Source organism: Nonomuraea sp. C10 (genome assembly GCF_008017515.1).
Taxonomy (GTDB): domain Bacteria; phylum Actinomycetota; class Actinomycetes; order Streptosporangiales; family Streptosporangiaceae; genus Nonomuraea; species Nonomuraea ferruginea.
Genome location: NZ_VPFF01000003.1, coordinates 1,607,899 through 1,623,251, shown reverse-complemented (window position 1 = coordinate 1,623,251; position 15,353 = coordinate 1,607,899). Strand labels below are relative to the sequence as shown.

At 68.2% G+C, this 15,353-nt stretch carries 18 protein-coding genes and 1 tRNA gene; 5 read left to right on the top strand and 14 right to left on the bottom strand.

What is annotated here, in order from left to right:
- Positions 1 to 28 precede the first annotated feature (28 nt).
- Entirely contained in the window at positions 29 to 325 is a 297-nt protein-coding gene (locus tag FR742_RS39325) for a WhiB family transcriptional regulator (RefSeq protein ID WP_148036282.1), read from the bottom strand.
- 241 nt (positions 326 to 566) lie between these two features.
- Here FR742_RS39325 and FR742_RS39320 point away from each other — a divergent pair, with 241 nt between their 5' ends.
- Entirely contained in the window at positions 567 to 2,822 is a 2,256-nt protein-coding gene (locus FR742_RS39320; RefSeq protein WP_261809025.1) for a transglycosylase domain-containing protein, read from the top strand.
- A gap of 45 nt (positions 2,823 to 2,867) precedes the next feature.
- Here the strand turns inward: FR742_RS39320 and FR742_RS39315 are convergent, their stop codons facing one another.
- Positions 2,868 to 3,323, bottom strand: coding sequence for a GatB/YqeY domain-containing protein (locus FR742_RS39315; RefSeq protein ID WP_148036280.1), 456 nt, complete (start codon positions 3,321 to 3,323; stop codon positions 2,868 to 2,870).
- Positions 3,324 to 3,382: 59 nt separating this feature from the next.
- Here FR742_RS39315 and FR742_RS39310 point away from each other — a divergent pair, with 59 nt between their 5' ends.
- Positions 3,383 to 4,276, top strand: coding sequence for a metallophosphoesterase (locus FR742_RS39310; protein WP_148036279.1), 894 nt, complete (start codon positions 3,383 to 3,385; stop codon positions 4,274 to 4,276).
- Between the two features lie 72 nt (positions 4,277 to 4,348).
- A tRNA-Pro gene (locus FR742_RS39305) sits at positions 4,349 to 4,422 on the top strand.
- Positions 4,423 to 4,786: 364 nt separating this feature from the next.
- Here FR742_RS39305 and FR742_RS46235 read toward each other — a convergent pair.
- Positions 4,787 to 4,909, bottom strand: a complete 123-nt coding sequence (locus FR742_RS46235) for a hypothetical protein (RefSeq protein WP_261809024.1) — start codon at positions 4,907 to 4,909, stop codon at positions 4,787 to 4,789.
- A gap of 48 nt (positions 4,910 to 4,957) precedes the next feature.
- Positions 4,958 to 5,473, bottom strand: a complete 516-nt coding sequence (locus FR742_RS39300; protein WP_148036278.1) for a hypothetical protein — start codon at positions 5,471 to 5,473, stop codon at positions 4,958 to 4,960.
- Positions 5,474 to 5,860: 387 nt separating this feature from the next.
- Between FR742_RS39300 and FR742_RS46455 the strand changes: the two genes are divergently transcribed.
- Positions 5,861 to 6,352, top strand: a complete 492-nt coding sequence (locus tag FR742_RS46455; protein WP_315970664.1) for a hypothetical protein — start codon at positions 5,861 to 5,863, stop codon at positions 6,350 to 6,352.
- A 267-nt stretch (positions 6,353 to 6,619) separates the two neighbouring features.
- Here the strand turns inward: FR742_RS46455 and FR742_RS39285 are convergent, their stop codons facing one another.
- The 6 genes from FR742_RS39285 to FR742_RS39260 form a co-directional block, all read right to left on the bottom strand.
- Entirely contained in the window at positions 6,620 to 6,910 is a 291-nt protein-coding gene (locus tag FR742_RS39285; protein ID WP_148036276.1) for a hypothetical protein, read from the bottom strand.
- A gap of 16 nt (positions 6,911 to 6,926) precedes the next feature.
- The gene (locus FR742_RS39280) at positions 6,927 to 7,301 is read right to left on the bottom strand and encodes a BlaI/MecI/CopY family transcriptional regulator (protein ID WP_148036275.1); all 375 of its coding nucleotides are present in this window, start codon (positions 7,299 to 7,301) and stop codon (positions 6,927 to 6,929) included.
- Positions 7,302 to 7,360: 59 nt separating this feature from the next.
- Positions 7,361 to 9,064, bottom strand: a complete 1,704-nt coding sequence (locus tag FR742_RS39275) for a VanW family protein (protein ID WP_148036274.1) — start codon at positions 9,062 to 9,064, stop codon at positions 7,361 to 7,363.
- On the bottom strand, positions 9,061 to 9,375 hold the full coding sequence (locus FR742_RS39270) for a hypothetical protein (RefSeq protein WP_148036273.1): 315 nt from the start codon (positions 9,373 to 9,375) through the stop codon (positions 9,061 to 9,063). The genes FR742_RS39275 and FR742_RS39270 overlap by 4 nt, the downstream gene beginning before the upstream one ends.
- A gap of 230 nt (positions 9,376 to 9,605) precedes the next feature.
- Entirely contained in the window at positions 9,606 to 9,761 is a 156-nt protein-coding gene (locus tag FR742_RS46225) for a hypothetical protein (protein WP_261809023.1), read from the bottom strand.
- Positions 9,761 to 10,123, bottom strand: a complete 363-nt coding sequence (locus FR742_RS39260) for a carboxymuconolactone decarboxylase family protein (RefSeq protein WP_261809022.1) — start codon at positions 10,121 to 10,123, stop codon at positions 9,761 to 9,763. Before FR742_RS39260 ends, FR742_RS46225 begins: the two co-directional genes overlap by 1 nt.
- Before the next feature lie 57 nt (positions 10,124 to 10,180).
- Here FR742_RS39260 and FR742_RS39255 point away from each other — a divergent pair, with 57 nt between their 5' ends.
- A complete protein-coding gene (locus tag FR742_RS39255) occupies positions 10,181 to 10,852 on the top strand; it encodes a GNAT family N-acetyltransferase (RefSeq protein WP_222709265.1) in 672 nt (223 codons plus the stop codon).
- A 206-nt stretch (positions 10,853 to 11,058) separates the two neighbouring features.
- Here the strand turns inward: FR742_RS39255 and FR742_RS39250 are convergent, their stop codons facing one another.
- The 4 genes from FR742_RS39250 to FR742_RS46450 form a co-directional block, all read right to left on the bottom strand.
- Complete coding sequence (locus FR742_RS39250; RefSeq protein WP_148036271.1) at positions 11,059 to 12,036, bottom strand: saccharopine dehydrogenase family protein; 978 nt, start codon at positions 12,034 to 12,036, stop codon at positions 11,059 to 11,061.
- 46 nt (positions 12,037 to 12,082) lie between these two features.
- On the bottom strand, positions 12,083 to 12,292 hold the full coding sequence (locus tag FR742_RS39245) for a heavy-metal-associated domain-containing protein (protein WP_148036270.1): 210 nt from the start codon (positions 12,290 to 12,292) through the stop codon (positions 12,083 to 12,085).
- Between the two features lie 26 nt (positions 12,293 to 12,318).
- Complete coding sequence (locus FR742_RS39240; protein ID WP_148037235.1) at positions 12,319 to 12,600, bottom strand: metal-sensitive transcriptional regulator; 282 nt, start codon at positions 12,598 to 12,600, stop codon at positions 12,319 to 12,321.
- Between the two features lie 552 nt (positions 12,601 to 13,152).
- Positions 13,153 to 15,189, bottom strand: a complete 2,037-nt coding sequence (locus FR742_RS46450; RefSeq protein ID WP_148036269.1) for a SufS family cysteine desulfurase — start codon at positions 15,187 to 15,189, stop codon at positions 13,153 to 13,155.
- Between the last annotated feature and the right edge of the window lie 164 nt (positions 15,190 to 15,353).

The following is a 15,353-nucleotide window of genomic DNA, read 5'->3' as shown; positions in this document are numbered from 1 at the left end:
TTCGCCGGCCGCGCCTCGCCTGGACCGATCAGCCGGCGATCAGCTCGTTGGTCCGCTCGTACTCTTCCTTCGCGGACTCGAGCAGCTCACGCCACGAGTCCACGTCGGGTCGCCGCCGTAGCAGCGCACGCCGTTCGCGTTCGGTCATACCGCCCCACACCCCGAACTCGATGCGGTTGTCCAGCGCATCGGCGAGGCATTCGGTACGGACCGGGCATCCTCGGCAGATCAGCTTCGCCCTGTTCTGCGCAGCCCCTTGGACGAACAGCGCGTCCGGGTCCGCACCTCGACAGGCGGCACGGGAGGTCCAATCCGTGATCCACATTTTCGACCCCACTCCCCTTAGGTGGTCAGTCGTCATTTGGGGCCGACGGGCGCGGGCGCCGAGCCTCCGTATTCAGTTGCCGCAGGGAGAACGTACGCAACGAGACCTTCGGACCGACAGACCCCAGAGGACCAAATTCTCGCTGGACTCTTGACCGGGAATGACTAGTCACCCCTACCAGTCAAGGCGAAATGGTGTGGTGTTACCGTTAGCCTCACGCTTTCGACGTAGGCTTGGGACCGTGCAAGCTCAGGGCAAAGATCGTTTCGCGCCGATCCTGAACGTCATCAAACTGACGACGGCCGGCGTGGCCGCGGGCGTGCTCGCAGCCGCCGTCGCGCTGCCCGCCGTGGGCGGCGCGGGCGTCTCCGCCAAGTCGGCCGTGGGAGCGCTCGACCTCAAGCCCGAAGAGCTCGAAGAGCCACCGCTCTCCGAACGCACCAAGCTGGTCGACGCGAACGGCAAGCAGATCGCGCAGTTCTACTTCGAGAACCGCCAGTCGGTCAGCCTCGACAAGGTCGCCCCGATCATGCAGAAAGCCCTGATCGCGATCGAGGACTTCCGCTTCTACAAGCACGGGCCCATCGACATCGAGGGCACCGCCCGCGCTCTGATCAAAAACCTTACCACCGGCGGTGTCACGCAGGGCGGTTCTTCCATCACTCAGCAGTACGTCAAGCAAGTGCTGGTCAACGCCGCCGAGACCGACGAGGAGAGGGCCGCCGCCACCGCCACGACCGTCTCACGCAAGCTCAACGAGCTGCGCTACGCCATGGCGATCGAGCAGAAGTACACCAAGAACGAGATCCTCGAGCGCTACCTCAACATCGCCTACTTCGGCGCGGGCGCCCACGGCATCCAGGCCGCCGCCCGGCGCTTCTTCGACAAGCCCGCCTCCGAGCTCAGCCTCGCCGAGTCCGCCACCCTCGCCGGCGCGGTGCAGAACCCCGCCCGCACCGACCCCAACGTCGGCCCCAAGTCCAGGGCCCTGCTGCTGGAGCGGCGCAACGTCGTGCTCGACCGCATGGCCGAGGTCGGCGCGATCACCCGCCCGGAGGCCGACGAGGCCAAGAAGAAGAAGCTGGGCTGGAAGGACGTCGAGATGCCCGGCGGCTGCGAGGAGAGCTCATACCCGTACTTCTGCCTCTACGTGCAGAACGAGATCCTCCTCAACAAGGACTTCGGCAAGACCGCCGAGGAGCGCCTCAAGCTCCTCCAGCGCGGCGGCCTGACGATCAAGACCACGATCGACCCGAAGATGCAGAAGGCCGCCGAGAAGGCCATCAAGAAGTACGTGAGCCCCAAGGACAAGCCGGTGGCCGCCCAGGCGATGGTCGTGCCGGGCACCGGCGAGATCAAGGCCATGGCCGCCTCACGCAAGTTCGGCAACTCCAAGAAGAAGAACGAGATGTCCTACAACCTGGTCGCCGACGCCGCGCACGGCGGCGGCCGGGGCTTCCAGCAGGGCTCCACCGCCAAGGTCTACACGCTGACCGCGGCGCTGGCGGAGGGCATGAAGTTCGCCGACGGCTTCCCCGCCCCCAACGGCTACCGCGCCACCGGCTACAGCTCGTTCAAGGACTGCAAGGGCAACGGCGTCGGCGACCCCTCCCACACCGTCAACAACTCCAGCGAGGGCGGCGGCGGCTTCAAGACGCTGGAGAGCGGCACCTGGGGCTCGGTCAACACGTTCTTCATGAAGCTGCAGCAGTCCGTCGGCCTCTGCGACACCGTCAAGACGGCCAAGAAGATGGGGCTCAAGCGGGCCGACGGCGGGAAGCTGGGCGAGTTCGAGACCTTCACCCTCGGCATCAACGAGGTCGACCCGGTGACGGTCGCCAACACCTACGCGACCCTCGGCGCCCGCGGCAAATACTGCGCTCCGCTGGCCATCACCGAGGTCAAGGACCGCGACGGCAAGGTCACCCGGTTCAAGCCCAAGTGTGAGCAGGTCCTGGACGAGGAGGTCGCCGACGCGGTCAGCGCCATCCTGTCCGGCGTGTTCACCAAGGGCACGATGAGCGGGGTCGGCGGCATCGGCCGCGACGCCGCCGGCAAGACCGGCACCACCGACAACTACACCGCCGCCTGGTTCGCCGGCTACACGCCCAACCTCTCGTCGGCCGTCAGCATCGGCGACCCGCGCGGCGCCTTCAGCCACAACCTGATCGGCGTGACCATCGGCGGCCGCTACTACTCGTACGTGTACGGCGCCTCGATCTCCGGCCCCATCTGGAAGGAATCGATGATCTCCGCGCTCAAGGGCGTGGAGCCGGCCAAGTTCCACTCGGCCGACCGGTCCCGCTTCGGCGGCTGCAGCGACAAGTGCGCGCCCAAGCCGAAGAAGAAGGAGCGCGACGACCGCGGCGACCGCGACTTCGACGACCTGCGCGACCTGTTCGACCGCGACAACGACCGCGGCGACCGGGGACGCGGCGGCGACAACAACCGCGGCTGGGGCGACTGGAACGAGACCGGCCTGGTGCCGGCCGACTGACTGACGGACGGGCCCTCGCCACCGGAGGCCCGTCCAGCCACGACGTCAGCCCGCCAGCCTGGCGCGCACGGCGGCGGCCACCCGGCCACCCTCCGCCCGTCCGGCGACCTTCGGGTTGACCGCCTTCATGACCTGACCCATCGCCTGCGGGCCCGAGGCGCCCGTCTCGGACACGGCCTCGTCGACCAGCCTGCCCAGCTCCTCGTCGGACAACTGGGCGGGCAGATACTCCTCCAGCACCGCTTCCTCGTCGCGCTCCGCCTGCGCCTGCTCGGCGCGGCCGGCGTTGCCGAACGCCTCCGCCGCCTCCCGGCGCTTCTTGGCCTCCCGGGTCAGCACCTTGATGATCTCCGCGTCGGTGAGTTCTCTCGCCGCCTTGCCGGAGACCTCCTCGACGTTCACCGCCGCCAGGGCCATCCGGATGGTCCGCAGCCGGAGCTCGTCCCGATTCTTCATCGAGGCCGTCAGGTCGGCCTTCAGCTTGTCTTTCAGTCCGCTCATGCGGTCCATCTTGCCGCGTGCGCGGACGGCCCGTGCCGGATGTCGGGCATCATGAAGAGGTGAGGAAAGCAGTCGCAGTGCCGCTGTCAGTGCTCGGGCTCGGCGTGGCCGGCGTGGCCTACGCGTCGATCGTGGAGCGCAACTCGTTCCGGTTGCGCCGGTTCGACGTGCCGGTCCTGGCGCGGGGCCAGCGCCCCGTACGGATCCTGCACCTGTCCGACCTGCACCTGACGCCCCGGCGCACCATGCTGATCAACTGGGTGCGCTCCCTCGGCGCGCTGGAGCCCGACCTGGTGGTCAACACCGGCGACTCGATCGCCCACCCCGACGCCGTCCCGTCGCTCCTGCACGCCCTGGAGCCCCTGCTGCGCCGCCCCGGCCTGTTCGTGTACGGCTCCAACGACCTGTACGCTCCGCAGCCCAAGAACCCCCTGCGCTACCTCTGGCGCACCTCGCGCAACGAACGCCGCCAGCACACCCCGTCGCTCCCCTGGGAGGAGCTGGGCGCCGGCATGGCCACCGAGGGCTGGCTCGACATGAACAACACCACCGCCCGCGTCAAGGTCGGCGACCTCGACGTGGCGGTGGCCGGCATCCACGACTCCCACATCTCCCGCGACCGCTACGACCTCGTGGCCGGCCCCGCCCCCGCCGACGCCGACCTCCGCCTCGGCGTCATGCACTCACCCGAGCCGCGCAACATGACCCGCTTCGCCGACGACGGCTACCAGCTCCTCCTCGCCGGCCACACCCACGGCGGCCAGCTCTGCATCCCGTTCTACGGCGCCCTGGTCACCAACTGCGGCATCGACAGGAAGCGCGTCAAGGGCCTCAGCCGCCACGACTCCTCCTGGCTCCACGTGTCCGCCGGCCTCGGCACCAGCCCGTACGCCCCGGCCCGCTTCGCCTGTTTCCCGGAGGCGTCCCTGCTCACCCTCGTGCCCCGGCGCTGAGGCGGGGCCGAGTGGTCACAAGCACCCGCGAAGTCGGCTAGACTTTCCACGCACATGCAAGACGGTGTGCACCGGGGTGTAGCGCAGCTTGGCAGCGCGCTTCGTTCGGGACGAAGAGGTCGTGGGTTCAAATCCCGCCACCCCGACAGTGCAGTAGCAGGTCAAGGGCCTGATCGCTGGAGACAGCGGTCAGGCCCTCGATCGTTTGACCGTATGTCTGAACTCCGGGTTCCGCAGTCGGTAGTCACACGTGAGCCCGAAATTGAGGGTTGACCTGGGGGAAGGCGTGCAGGACCGTAGAGGGTCGTGTGCCTACGCCCTCCGCAGCCACGCGCCAGTCGGGTCAGGCCGGTTCGAAGACGGAGCCCCGGGCTGGCGGCGTGATGGAAAGTGTCTGTAGACGGCTCGTTGTACGGGTCGTAGCGGGGTCGTGTGGACGACGGTTCCAGCCGGTCCGGCGAGGGTTACCTGGGACAGACGGGACAATTCGCGGTTGATCCGGGGCTATCTTTACCCACATCCGCGCTCGGCGACCCGGGTCCGCAGCAGGGCCAGCCAGCAGATCAGCACGTGCGCGCGGATGCGGTGCTCGAGTCGGTGGAAGACCGGGCGCAGGAGCAGTTCGGATTTCATGCATAGAGTAATCAATAAACCACTCATTGTCAGGGCGCTTGATGGGTTCTAACGCTCGCCGGACAACTCCACGATCACGATGTCACCGTCCGCCGCGTGCGCTCCGATCTCCGGAGCCGCGGCGCTGTCGACCACGACCGTGACCATCGTCGTGCCGTTGCGCTGCTCGACCACGCTGTCCACCAGCGCGCTGGGCGCCAGAAGCCGGGCCTGCCACGTGTGGTGGGCGTGGATGATCTGCACCCGGTATCCCGGTTTCAACTCGCTCGGCACCTGACCCGGCTTCAGGGCCAAGCCCACCCGCGCCTTACCCGCGGCCAGTTTCTCGCTCGCCGTCGTGGTCATCGCCCGGGTGAGCAACGTGTGGGGAAGGATCGTCACCGCGGCCACCGTCCTGGCGATCTGCTCGCGTTCCGACCACAGCACGTACTCCCCGCCGGCGTCGGCGATCAGCGCTTCCTGCATGACCGCCGGCCGGAATCCCTCCCCCGAGCCGACCTGCTGATTGATCCGGATCACGGAGATCCGCTGATCAGCGCGCTGCACGAGCAGCGTGGTGGCCAAGGCACCCCCGAGCACGAGCAGGACCGCAAGGGCGGCGAGCCCCGGCCGTCGTGGACGTAGCATCGCAGGCAGCCCACGCTCCTTCGAAGCGGTGAACGGAGTCGCCTCACTCGTGGGACGGAACGGTCTTTCGGTCGTCGACACGATCCGCAAGTCTGGCGGAAGTAACAGGCCTTGCCCTCAGAGGATGGGGGAAGTCATCAAGAACGTCATCCTCAGGCGTATAAGTTTCTACCCGATCCTTCTGGTCACTCCACCCGCTACCTCTCCAGCCGTCGGCTTTCGCGGCGAATTTCATGCGGGAACATAAGAAAAGCGCTTATGACCTGGGATGATAGGACTCATCCATACATGCCGAAATCACAAGATTGAGGCTGGGCTCGTACGATGAGCGCCGGGAAGACCTTGGTCCTGTGGGACGTCGACCACACTCTGATCACCATCGGCGGCCTCAGCCACAACATCTACGCCGAAGACTTCCAAGCCGCGACGGGCCGGGCCATGCGGCAGCTCGCCGACATGACCGGCCGCACCGAACGTGCGAGCACGGCGGACACCCTGCGCCTGCACCACATCGAGGTTTCGGCTGAGCTGCTGCACTCGTTCGGCCTCGCCCTCGCCGAGTCCTTCCTGACCTTCGAGGAGGAGATCAGGAAACGCGGCCAAGCCCAAGCGCCGGGCGACGAACCGTCCCTCCAGATGATCGACCGCACCGTCGAGCGTGGACACCAGCCGGAGACCGGGCAGGTGTTCGGTCATGGTCTCGATGGACGGGCCCCCGCGTACATCCCCATGTGCCCCAGCCCTTCGCTGAAGAGCAGATCGCCGGGTTGCAGGGCGTCCAGCGGAACGCGCCGGTCGGCGCCCCAGCTCCATTGAGACCATGCGGTGCGGGGCTGCCGGAGGCCTGGCCGGTATAGACCATGCCCTTGCTGTTGGGGTCACCGGTGCGGAAGGCGCCGAGCCGCCGCAGGAGCTTGGTCTGCGCGTCGACCATCTTCTCTACCTTGGCCTTCCCCGCGCACCTTGTCGTGGGCTGTCTCGGTCTCTGCCGCGCCGCGCGTCAGGCGCAGCAAAACATACTATTCCACATAGTGAATGATTCGGTATTGTCGCTATGAGATACGCGTGGCCCGCCCGGAGCGTTCAGTGCGGCGGACAACGGGTGACGCCGTGAAGATCGTGCCCGCTCAGCAGGGCCGCCGTACCCGTGATGGTCAGGCCGGACCCGTCACTCAGCAGGGCCGCGCACGCCTTGAACAGCCCGGCCGGACCGTGCCCCACGACCTCGGCCGGCACGGCGAAGGCCGGCGCGGCCAGCACGACGGACGCGACCACCGAGGCGGCCGCCGCCTGCCACAGCGCGATCACCGCCCAGGCAGTGGCCCTGCGTCCTAACCGGGGGAGGTACACGGCGGCGGCGATCGTGTAGATCACCGGACGAGAGAGGCGATCAGGCCCGGCCACCCCGGTTCGGGAACACCTGCAAGGCCGCCTCAAGCGCTGCGGCTTCCTCCGGAGTGAGCCGTTCCAGGAAGTGGACGAGCGTGGCCGCCTGGTTGTCACTGCCCGCCAGCGCCTTGCGCATCAGCTCGGCGGTGTAGGCCTCTTTGGACGCGATCGGCTCGTAGACGTAGGCGCGGCCGACGGGCTGCCGCTTGAGCAGGCCCTTCTTGTGCAGGTTGTCCATCACGGTCATCACCGTGGTGTAGGCGATCGTCCGCTCCTGGCGAAGGCCCTCCAGCACCTCACGCACCGAGGCCGACCTGCGCCGGGCCCACATCCAATCCATGATCGTGGATTCGAGCTCGCCCAGGCCGCGCAACATGCCGTAATACTACTGGTGATCGTCGTCACACCGTTTCTTGAACGGTTCCTTCGGACCGTTCACCGCGACTGCTCCGGCCCGTCACAGGTGAGCCGGGGCTCCGCGTCGTACACGGTGTGGAACTTCTGCTTGCGTACGACCTTCCCGTCCTGCTTGAAGATCCGCCACACGTCGATGGTGAACCCCTCCGCGCCTCCCATCGGGATGCAGTCGGGTCCCGAGTCGGTCAGGCTGGGGACCGGCTTGACGTCGTAGCGCGCCGAGCTCTCGGACTCGATCTCGTAGCGCTTGGTGCTCCAGAACTGCACGGTGATGGAGGTGTCGGTGTACGAGGTCTTGATCAGCACGCCGTACGGTGAGTCGTTGCGCCAGCGGAAATCCGGCTGGGGATAGGAGACCGTGGACTCCCGCCCGGCCGGGTAACGGGAGATGTAGTACTGGTGCGGCCTGTGCTGGACGTCTTCGAAGCCGCCGAAGAAGACCGCGTTGAACATGGTGGTGGCGAACTGCGAGATGCCTCCGCCCACGTCGTTGACGAAGCGGTTGTTGAGGATCATCGGAGCTTCGACGAAGCCGCGCGCCTTGTCGCGCTTGCCGACCACGCCGTTGAGCGAGAACGTCTCACCGGGCTGCACCACATAACCGTCGAGGATGTCGGCGATGCGGTGGATGTTGGTCACGCGAGGAGCGCAGCACGGGTGCTGCGTGGTGTACGAACTGACCTTCTCCTTGACGCCCAGCTTCTTCGCCTCGGCGGTGGTCACCCGCGGCTGTCGTGCCACGGCGGGCAGCTCGACGGTGCGCTCTCCCGCTGCCACGGCCTCGGCGATCGCCGGGCCGATCGCCTTGGTGTCGACGCCCCGCCCCGGCCGGGAGGGGACGACCTGCGGCTTGCCCTTGACGATTTTGAAGGAGGCGTCCTTCGGTGGCGTCGCCAGCAGTGCCTTGCCCAAGGCCGGAGCGATCTCGGAAGCCTTGAAGGACGGGCGCAGACCACCCTGCCCGTCCGAGACGAAACGCAGGCCCGCGGCCAACTGCTCTCTGGACACGTCGGCTTCCTTGCCGCCACTGGTAAGCGTGAGCGGCGACGCGACCGCCGTGCGTCCGGTGGTCGTGGTGACACGACGGACCTCGGCGGCGGTGACCTTCGGCGGCGTCGCGCGGACGTCCAGCTCCACTGACGTACGGCCCTGCTCGAAGGCCGCCCGTACGGCTCGCGCCGCCTGGTCGAGGTCGAGCGCACGGCCGGGCTTGGGCAGGACAGCTCGCGGCTCCAGTCCCCGGTAGCGGACACTGCCTTCCCTGGGCTTCTGGTGCACGCTCTCGGCCAGCTCTCCGAGTGCGGCGGTGAGCCGCCCCTGATCCACGGTGACCTTGGGAGGAACCTCGCGACTGCCGAAGAGCGAGCGGGCGACGCCGACCGGGGTGACGGCGCCGTCCATGGCGACCTCGACCGTCGCCCCGGTGTCGAAGCCGAACCCCAGCTCGGTGGGCGTCACTTGTTCCCGCTTCTTCCCTGCGATCAGCGTCAACGGCTCCTCCACCCGCTTCCTCAGCTCCTCGTCCAGCCGGGAGCGGGCGGCCTCGGGTGACATTCCGCCGACGTCGACTCCGTCCACCCGCGTACCGGGTGGAACCTCGCCGGCGAGCAGAACGGCCGGCACGGCGTAGGCCAGTATCGCGACGAGGACGGCGACGGCCGGGATGAGCACGCGACGCGAGCGCAGGCGGCTCCGGTCCTGGCGCGGGTGATGATCGCTCATGTGCCCGCCGGTCGGAAGGCGACGGCGATGTCGCCACTCTTGGTCCGCGGCTCGTGGACAGTGCCGTCTTCGAGGGCGGCGAGCAGCCGGTTGCCGTCAACGGCGGCGAACGCGGCGGCCCGCCCCGCGCAGCCGGCCTGCCGGGTGCGCCCGCCGTCACAGCTGGTCTGAACGCGTCTCTCGGCGTCCACACCCACCGGCGGAGTCCAGCTCTCGCCGTCGCCGGGACTCGACCGTACCCGGCCGGTCCGGCTCTCGTGGGCGTACAGCTTGTCGCCCGCGGTTGCGGCACGAAGCCGTGGATCGCGCATGACTCATCCTACTAGCCAATATAGTAATTCAGCCCACGCCGTCGACCCTGCCGCCTGCATCGCGGGCTTTACTGGACCATACCTGCACCAATGGACCGATATGTGCGGCAGTAGTGGCGCAGGCCCCAGTACGGCGGGCTGGTGACGATGCAGTCCACCGAGCCTGCGGGCATCTCTGCGAGCACCTGGCGGGCGTCTCCCCGGTAGATCGCCATGCATCGTGCTGCTGCTCAGTTCGCTGGTTGCAGGCCGGCCAGAAGGTTGAAGGCCCCGGTCAGCAGGTTGAGTGTGACCACGCCGACGATCTCCGCGATGATGCGGTCGCTCCAGCCGTGCGCGCGGAGGTCTGCGACATCCGCGTCGGTGATGGAGGACGGCTCGGCCATCACCGTACGGCCACGGCGATCAGGGCTGCCTCTCTGGCGTCGGTGGACGTGCCCTGCCGGGCCAGGGCGATGTCGGCCTCGCTGAGCCCGGCCGCGCGCCCGGCCTCGACGTGCGCCTGCATGCAGGTGCCGCATCCGATCCACTCCTGGACGGCAAGCGAGACCTTCTCGCTGAGGGCGCGGGGCAGCTTGACCCGCTTCATGGCGCGAGAGAAGTTCAGGTAGCCCTCAAGCAGCGCCGGCGAGTGCGCCATGGTGGCGACCATGTCCCCCACGCTTCCTCTCCTGTCGAGGATGTCGTTCAGCAGTTCCTTGGACCTGCCCGGGGCGTCGGCAGGCTCAAGCGGGACGAGACGTCGCATATGTCCTCCTCAAGACTCTCGATGTACCATACCCCCCTACCGTATAAGGAGGAAGGTGTGGAGCGATGGCTCGTTGAGCATCTGTCCCACTGGCTCGGCGGCTGGCCCGCAGTGACCGAGCTGGACATCATCGGCGCGGACGTGCGCGATCATCCCGGCTGGGACGGCAAGATCCATCCCGCGATCGGAGTGTCCAGCCCCGAGGCAGGCGTGTTGTCGCTTCCTCCACACGCCGTCACGGCCGCGACGAAGCTGTACGCCGAGGACAGGGACCTCGCCGTGCTGGGGCCGCGGGTTCCCGCCCTGGCGGGCTTCCCCGAGCGCGGCTGGTTCACCGCCGTCTACCGCTGGACCACCCGCCCCGAGCCCTTGCCCGACGCCGGTACCTGGATGGCCGCGGACGCCCCCGGCGTACCGGACTGGCTGCTGCCCTTCGGCGGGGATGTCCTGGTGGCCATGGACCCCGCAACCGGCGAGCACCTGGCCGGGGTGGGAATCAAACGGCACGACGCCTACGGCCGCGAACTGGCAGTGGTGACCGCTCCCCCGGCCCGCGGCCGGGGCCTCGCCCGCCGCCTGGTCGCCCAGGCGGCCAGACGGGTGCTGGACGAAGGCGCCCTGCCCACCTACATGCACGACCCCGCCAACCGGGCCTCCGCGGCGGTGGCCGAAGCCGCCGGCTTCCCCGACCGGGGATGGTTCGCCTTCGGCGCCGCCGAAGCCCGTTGATCACACTGCTTCACGGCGGGGCACTCCGCCGCGTCAGAACAGATCGCGCTGCACCGCGCATGCTCATCTACGACCGTCACATCGCCGTCTTACAAGCCGATCCAGAGTCCCTGCAGGCCGGCACTGTGCTGATTCGCGGCGGCAGCCGACTCGGCTGGCTCGACCCCGGCTGACCGGTGAGCGGCGGAACCCTCCTCCCACGAGGTTCAGCCATTGACGTCGACGACGAACCCGCTGGCTGCCAGTTCGGTCAGGAAGGCGATCGGGTCCACCAACTGCTCGATGTGGCGGACGCCGACCGGCAGTCCGGGCAGGTCGCGGACGAGCAGCGCGGCCGCGCGGCCGGTCGCACAACTCTGTGAGTGCCCGCCGAACGACGCCTGAGCCGCTCCGGCGCTGACCGTCACCGCGAAGCCGTCGCTTCCGAGGTGGACCTTCGCCAGCGTCTTGAGCAGCAGCTCTCGTATCCGGGGACGGCGCAGCAGCCCTGCGATGGCAGGGCGCCGGGCGGCGGCCAGCAGCGTGGTGAACAGGCGGGAGTCGAGGCACAAGCCCGTGCGGGCGGACGGTACGGCGATCGTCCGGGGCAGCGTGTACTGGTCGGAGAAGGGGAAACGATGCACGATACGGGCACCGTACGGCTCGGGGAAGGCCATCGTCCACGAGCCTTCGAGCGCGCCCAGCCCGTCCAGTGTCCAGGCGATCGCCGCCGAGCCGTGCTGCTCCCCCGAGCCGAGCAGCACGCCGATGTGCAGGTCGCTGCCCGGTGACCGCTCGGCGACCACGCGCGCCAGCAGGTTAGTGACGCCGGGAACGAGGCCGACGCTCAGGACGGCGGTCGCGCCGCGCGCCGCGGCGAGATCGTCCAGTTCCTCGATCGCGGCCAGTACGTCATGGGAGGCCGACACGTCGGCATAGCCGATGCCGCGCTCCAGGCAGGCGCGGGCGACGGCGGCATTGTCGATCTCGGCGCACATAAGCACCGTCGTGATTCCCTCCAGTGACCTGGCCAGGTCAGCGGGGTCGGCGGCGTCCACGCGAACCGACGTCACACCGGCAATGGGCCGGGCACGGCCTGGATTGCGCCCAGCGACGATCACCTCTGTGTCGGGACGTCCTGACAGAGCCAGGGCGGCCTCGCGGCCGACCGCACCATATCCGCCGAGGATGAGGACGGCGCTCACCGACGGGCCCCTTCCGCGACCGGCCGCCCGAGAATGAACGTGGTGTTCACTGGTTCGCCACTTCGTAACCGGCCTCTTCGACGGCGGCGGTGATCTTCGCTGGGTCGACGGGGCCGTCGCTGTTCACGGTCAGCAGGCCGGTCGCCAGGTCCACCTCGACGTTGGTGACACCGGCCACTTCACTGACCTCCTCCTTGACGGAGCTGACGCAGTGGCCGCAGGTCATGCCCTTGACGGTGTAGGTGGCGGTGCTCATATCGATCTCCCTTTCAATCCGGTCGGTCAGGAACGAACAAGCCGTGCGATGGCGTCGGAGGCCTCCTTGACCTTGGCCTCCGCCTCGGGCCCGCCCTTCTGCGTGGCCTCGGCGACGCAGTGGGCCAGGTGCTCTTCGAGCAGCGCCAGGGAGAACGACTTCAGCGCGCTGGCCGCTGCCGACACCTGCGTCAGGATGTCGATGCAGTACTTGTCGTCCTCGACCATGCGCTGCAGGCCGCGGACTTGCCCCTCGATACGGCGCAGGCGCATCGCATGGTTCTGCTTGCTGTGGCTGTATCCGGCCATGTCCACTCCCCTCTGGTTCGGTTGTTCGGAATAACACCATACCCCCCTATGGTATTTCTGCCATTCGCGGGTGGCCCTTGTCGCCGGCCGTACACGATTGAAGGAGTCCATGCCGCACATGATCCGCAAGCCAGGCGTCCTCGGCGGGACGTCGCTGGCCGTTTCCTCGCCGGAGTTCATTTCGTCAATGACGCGATCACCGCGATGCTCGGAGCCCTGCTGCCGACGTTGCAGGATCGCTTCGGGCTCGGACCGGCCCTGCTGTCCGTGCTCGTGCCAGGGTCGCTCGATCGGCCCAGTCCGGTTCCGCACGACGATCTGACACCGCAGTACCGTCACCTCATGCCGGAGCACCATGATCTCGGCGTCCATGGCCGCCTCGCTTCGGCCCAGGAGGACCAACCAGCCGAATACCCGGACCACGATCAGATACAGGAGATGGGCTGACACCAGAGCCGATCTGGGCCGTTGGGTCGGGCACGGGCGAACTCATGAACTGGGGCGCCGAAAGGCCACCCCCGGCGGGAAGTGGCCCTCGGGGAAGAGCGGCGGTCAGGCTCGGGCGGTCACCAGGGTCACCGCGGTCTCCGAGTGGACGCCGGTCTCATCCGTGCAGTGCGCCAGATTCGCGCGTACGGCGGCCGCGAGGTCGGCGCGACGCGAACCGATGTACGGGCTGACCGCGGAGAAGTCGAACAGGCAGCAGATCGCGTCAGGCCCCCCGGGAAGGGTGGCCGGCAGCGTCCATTCGCGGAGTTCGATGTCCACGAAACCGGCCTCCTTCGCCAGCATGGCGACCTCGATCCCGGGCAGGGACCACGGTTCCTCGAAGAGGCCCGCCTTGTCGGGGCCGAGGACGGTGGCGACGGCGTCGTGCAGGGCGCGGAAGAGGGGGTTGCGGCGCAGCGGCTGCCACGTGGCGATGGCGATCCGCGCGCCGGGGCGGGCGGCCCGCCGCATCTCGGCCAGCGCCGCGCCGCGATCGGGAACGAACTGCAGGACCTGCTGCATGGTGATCAGGTCGAACGCTTGGTCGGAGACGTGCAGCGGGGTGGCACCGCATTCCACGTACTGGATGGGGGCGCCGTCGAGGGCAGGCAGTTCAGCGGCGAGGGCGAGCATGGCGGGGTTGAGGTCGGTGCCGACCACGGCGCCGGTGGGGCCGACCGCCTTGGCCAGCACCCTGGCGACAGTGCCGGGGCCGGTGCCGACGTCGAGCGCCTTGGTGCCGGGGGCCGGCGCCAGCGCCTCCACCATGTACTCCGCCCACGGCTGGAAGATCGACGGGAGCAGGATGTCCTGGTACTGCCGTACCAGGCTGACGTCGAAGGAGGTGCCCGCGGTCACGGCGGCCCGGGACCTCGTGGCCGTTTCGAGGGTCTCGGCGAGGATGTCGACCTCGTCGGGGGAGTTGTACAGGTAGAACGAGGCCCGGATCGCGGCGGGGACGCCGAATCGGCTGCACGCGAGCTGCGCGCAGTGGTTGCCGGACCGGACGGCGATGCCCGCCTCGTCCAGACTCGCGCGCATGCGCTGGAGCGGGATGCTGTCCACCACGAACGACAGGAGCGGCAGCCGGTTCGCGGTGTCGGTCGGGCCGATGAAGCGGATGCCGGAAACGTCGCCGAGCCGGTCCAGGGCGTACTCGATCAGGGCCTGGTCATGGGCGGCGATCGCGTCCATGCCGATGTTGCTCAGGAAGTCGCAGGCGGCGCCAAGGCCGACGGCCTGCGCGACCGGGGGTGTGCCGGCCTCGAACTTGAGCGGGGGCGCGGCGTAGTGCATGGCGTCCACCGCGACGTGCTCGATCATCTCGCCGCCGCCGAGGAAGGGCGGGAGCTCTTCCAGAAGTTCGTACCTGCCCCACAAGGCGCCGATTCCGGTCGGGCCGCACATCTTGTGGCCGGAGAACGTGACGAAGTCGGCTCCCAGCGCGGAGACGTCGATGCCGAGGTGCGGGACCGACTGGGCCGCGTCGACGACCATCAGGGCGCCGACCTCATGCGCGCGGGCGGCGATCGTTGCGACCGGGTTCACCGTGCCCAGGATGTTCGACGCGTGCACGACCGTGACGACCTTGGTCCGTTCGTTGAGCTTCTCGCTCAGGTCGGAGAGGTCCAGGCGGCCGTCGTCGGTGATGCCGAGATATCTGACCTTCGCACCCACCCGCTCGGCCAGCAGCCGCCAGGGGATCAGGTTGGAGTGGTGCTCCATCTCGGTCAGGACGATCTCGTCGCCGGGACCGACGCGGAGCCGTCCGTCCGCCCAGATGAATGAGTTGGCCAGCAGGTTGACGGCCTCGGTCGCGTTCTTGGTGAAAACGATCTCCTCGGCTCGCGGTGCGCGCACGAACGCGGCGATCTTGCTTCGCGCCCCTTCGTACAGGTCGGTCGCCTGTACGGCCAGCCGGTACACGCCACGGTGCACATTCGCATTGGTGCGGATGTAGTAGTGGTTCAACGCGCCCAGGACAAGGGCGGGTTTCTGCGTGGTGGCGGCGCTGTCGAGGTACACGGGTGGGCGGGAACCGTCAAGGGCGGTTTCGAAGAACGGGAATTCCTTCCGAATCGACTCGACGTCGATCGCCATCGTGGTCTCCTCCTGCCGAATGGTGTAGCGGCATTGTCGGCGGAGCCCGACCGGATAGATCCAACTGGAGTTGCTTCGTGGCGAACCCTTCAGCGTAACCCACATTTCACGAAGGTCGAGCGGCAAGGAGTCGCCGTCATTTCCGGCCACCGAGGGCCTCGAAT

Excerpts from the sequence above, each read along its gene's own strand:
- FR742_RS39325 (WP_148036282.1), bottom strand. The coding sequence starts at position 325 with ATGTGGATCACGGATTGGACCTCCCGTGCCGCCTGTCGAGGTGCGGAC.
- FR742_RS39315 (WP_148036280.1), bottom strand. The coding sequence starts at position 3,323 with ATGAGCGGACTGAAAGACAAGCTGAAGGCCGACCTGACGGCCTCGATG.
- FR742_RS46235 (WP_261809024.1), bottom strand. The coding sequence starts at position 4,909 with ATGAAATCCGAACTGCTCCTGCGCCCGGTCTTCCACCGACTCGAGCAC.
- FR742_RS46455 (WP_315970664.1), top strand. The coding sequence starts at position 5,861 with ATGAGCGCCGGGAAGACCTTGGTCCTGTGGGACGTCGACCACACTCTG.
- FR742_RS39280 (WP_148036275.1), bottom strand. The coding sequence starts at position 7,301 with ATGTTGCGCGGCCTGGGCGAGCTCGAATCCACGATCATGGATTGGATG.
- FR742_RS39275 (WP_148036274.1), bottom strand. The coding sequence starts at position 9,064 with ATGAGCGATCATCACCCGCGCCAGGACCGGAGCCGCCTGCGCTCGCGT.
- FR742_RS39270 (WP_148036273.1), bottom strand. The coding sequence starts at position 9,375 with ATGCGCGATCCACGGCTTCGTGCCGCAACCGCGGGCGACAAGCTGTAC.
- FR742_RS46225 (WP_261809023.1), bottom strand. The coding sequence starts at position 9,761 with ATGGCCGAGCCGTCCTCCATCACCGACGCGGATGTCGCAGACCTCCGC.
- FR742_RS39260 (WP_261809022.1), bottom strand. The coding sequence starts at position 10,123 with ATGCGACGTCTCGTCCCGCTTGAGCCTGCCGACGCCCCGGGCAGGTCC.
- FR742_RS39245 (WP_148036270.1), bottom strand. The coding sequence starts at position 12,292 with ATGAGCACCGCCACCTACACCGTCAAGGGCATGACCTGCGGCCACTGC.
- FR742_RS39240 (WP_148037235.1), bottom strand. The coding sequence starts at position 12,600 with ATGGCCGGATACAGCCACAGCAAGCAGAACCATGCGATGCGCCTGCGC.
- FR742_RS46450 (WP_148036269.1), bottom strand. The coding sequence starts at position 15,189 with ATGGCGATCGACGTCGAGTCGATTCGGAAGGAATTCCCGTTCTTCGAA.